Below are 2,743 nucleotides of genomic sequence, written 5' to 3'. Positions count from 1 at the left end.
GCCGGCGGCACCGGCGGGCGCCGCCTGGGCCGGGCCGGCGGCGGAAAGGGCGGTCAGGGACACCAGGAACGCGCCGAAGGTCGCGCAAAGGGCGAAGCGGGCGGCGGGGCGGCGGTTCTGCAAAGCGACATCCACAGGTGATTGGCAGCGTCGGATGGATTATGGGTGTTTCGGTGTCGGAGCGGAAGGCCCGACCCCCCGAATAAACGGAAGGCTGAGGACAGATTCATGCGCAGCGACTCCCCCGCATCACGGCCCGTTCTCCTGGTGACCCGGCGCCTGCCCGACGCGGTGGAGGCCCGCGCCGCGCGCGATTTCGACGCCCGGTTGAACCCGCAGGACCGCGCGCTGTCCGGGGCCGACATCGCCGCCCTGGCGCGGGAGACCGGTGCGGCGGGCATCCTCTGCACCGCCGGGGACCGGCTGGACGCCGGGGCCATCGCGGCCTTGCCGGAGGGCGTGCGGATCGTCGCCACCTTCTCCGTCGGCACCGATCACATCGACCTGACCGCGGCCAGGGCCCGCGGCCTGACCGTCACCAACACCCCGGACGTGCTGACCGACGCAACCGCCGACATCGCCCTGCTGCTGATGCTGGGCGCGGCGCGCCGCGCGTCGGAGGGCGAGCGGATGATCCGCGCCGGGGCCTGGACCGGCTGGACGCCGACCCAGCTTCTGGGCACCCATCTGGGTGGCAAGCGGCTGGGCATCGTCGGCATGGGCCGAATCGGGCAGGCGGTGGCGCAGCGGGCGCGGGCCTTCGGCATGGCCATCCACTATTCCAACCGGCGGCGCCTGCCCCCGGACCAGGAGGCCGGCGCCGTCTACCATCCCGATCCCGAGGCGATGCTGGCGGTCTGCGACGTGCTGTCGCTGCATTTCCCGGCGACTCCGGAAACCACCCACTGGCTGAACGCGGAGCGGATCGAACGTCTGCCGCCGGGCGCCATCGTGGTCAACACCGCCCGCGGAAGCGTGGTGGACGACGGGGCGCTGATCGCCGCCCTGGCCTCCGGACGGCTGGCCGCCGCCGGGCTGGACGTGTTCGAGAACGAACCGAACCTGCACGCCGGCTACCGCGGGCTGGAGAACTGCTTCCTGCTGCCGCATCTGGGAAGCGCCACGGTGGAGACGCGCAACGCCATGGGCTTCAAGGCGCTGGACAATCTCGACGCCGTCTTCGCCGGGGCGGAGCCGCCGGACCGGGTGGCGTGACGCCGGAATGGTTCAAAATAGTATTTAAAATAAAAGTAGATAAAATTTTCCGTATCTGGTCGCGCCCGGGAAGTTTTTGCCCAGGCGCCGATCCGATGCGGCAGAAATTGCCGGACGGAAGGGCGGGTGTTGCCGGGAATCCAGAGTTGGCACGATGAATGCAGGGCGGATGGGCGCAAGCTAGTGCCGATCATGCGGAGAGAACCCATGAACGCCATCGTGACCGCTCAGGATCTGGAAGCCATCGCCACCGACCGCCACGATGGGTTGCCGTTCGACCGGGGAGGCCACGACCGGCTGGCACGGCTGTCCCCCCTGCGCGGCGTGCGCATGGTCCATCCCGGAGCGGCGGAGGACCCGGCCCTGGAAAGCCAGCTTGCCGAAGCCCGCGCGACCATCGCCGAGCAGCGGGAGCACATCGCCTATCTGGAAAGCCTGTCCATGACGGACGAACTGACCGGCCTGCTGAACCGCCGCGGTTTCTTCAGCCATTTCCGGCGGGAGATCGCCGCGGCGCGGCGGCATGGCGGCCAGGACGGCCAGCCGGCCGGCGGGGTGCTGGTCATCATCGACCTGGACGGCTTCAAGCGCATCAACGACACCCATGGGCACATGGCCGGCGACGCCTATCTGCGGCAGGTCGCGCGCCTTCTCGCCGGTGCGGTCCGCGAGGAGGACGTGGTGGCCCGTCTGGGCGGGGACGAGTTCGCGCTGCTTCTGACCAACACCGACGCGGCCTGCGGCGCCGTCCGCGCCTGCGAGATCGCCGCCGCCGCGGGCCGTCACTGCGTCCAGTGGAACAACGCCGATCTGCCCATCCGCTTCTCCTTCGGGGTCCAGCCCTACGGGGCGGAGGACCGGGAGGAGGAGGTGATCCGCCTCGCCGACACCCGCATGTACAGCGACAAGGCCGGACGGCGCCCGCAGGCGGCGGGGCGCAAGGCCGGGCGCGCGGGCGGCGGCCCGGCGGCGGATCGCCGGACCGCCGGCTGAGCCGGGCGCCATCCGGGGCCATTGCGGAAAACACGGATCGGGCAGCCTGTCGCACCCCCCATCCCGGACTTGACCGAAAGATGATTCCGGTCACAGTTTTTACATGTTTCCGTCGCAAAGCTGCCCGCCCTGAACGCCCCACCGGATCGCCCGTTGTCCAACTCCTTTCAATCCCCGGCCGGTCACTCCTCCGCCGGCACGACCGTCGACGGGATACAGCCGCACGGCGCCCTGGTGGTTCTGCGCAACGACGGCGAGACGATTCTGGCCTGCAGCGCCAACACGGCGGACTTCCTCGGCGTCGCTCCGGAACGGCTGCTGGGCCGCGGCGTGGGGGTGCTGGAGCTTCCCGAACTTCCGGGCCTGCTGGCGGAACTGCGCGCCCTGCCGCCCGGCCTGAGAGCGCTGGGGCTGCACGCGACGCTGACGCCGCCGGGCGGGGAACCGCTGGCGGCGCTGCTGCACGAACATGGCGGGCGGCTGATCCTGGAGGTGGAGCGGCTGCCCGCCGGGCCGGGCGTCTGGGGCGCCACCG

General features: G+C 70.9%; 2 protein-coding genes and 1 pseudogene. All 3 read left to right on the top strand.

Annotation, left to right across the window (positions count from 1 at the left end; all coding sequences use genetic code 11):
• Positions 1-228: 228 nt before the first annotated feature.
• A complete protein-coding gene (locus tag QSG27_RS28390; RefSeq protein ID WP_306712142.1) occupies positions 229-1,215 on the top strand; it encodes a 2-hydroxyacid dehydrogenase in 987 nt (328 codons plus the stop codon).
• A 207-nt stretch (positions 1,216-1,422) separates the two neighbouring features.
• Complete coding sequence (locus QSG27_RS28385; RefSeq protein ID WP_306712140.1) at positions 1,423-2,208, top strand: GGDEF domain-containing protein; 786 nt, start codon at positions 1,423-1,425, stop codon at positions 2,206-2,208.
• A gap of 153 nt (positions 2,209-2,361) precedes the next feature.
• Positions 2,362-2,743: pseudogene (locus QSG27_RS28380) on the top strand (sensor histidine kinase); the annotation flags it as partial.

It is taken from the genome of Azospirillum isscasi, assembly GCF_030849505.1.
Taxonomy (GTDB): Bacteria; Pseudomonadota; Alphaproteobacteria; order Azospirillales; family Azospirillaceae; genus Azospirillum; species Azospirillum isscasi.
This window is presented reverse-complemented; position numbering and strand designations above follow the sequence as displayed.

Excerpts from the sequence above, each read along its gene's own strand:
- QSG27_RS28390 (WP_306712142.1), top strand. The coding sequence starts at position 229 with ATGCGCAGCGACTCCCCCGCATCACGGCCCGTTCTCCTGGTGACCCGG.
- QSG27_RS28385 (WP_306712140.1), top strand. The coding sequence starts at position 1,423 with ATGAACGCCATCGTGACCGCTCAGGATCTGGAAGCCATCGCCACCGAC.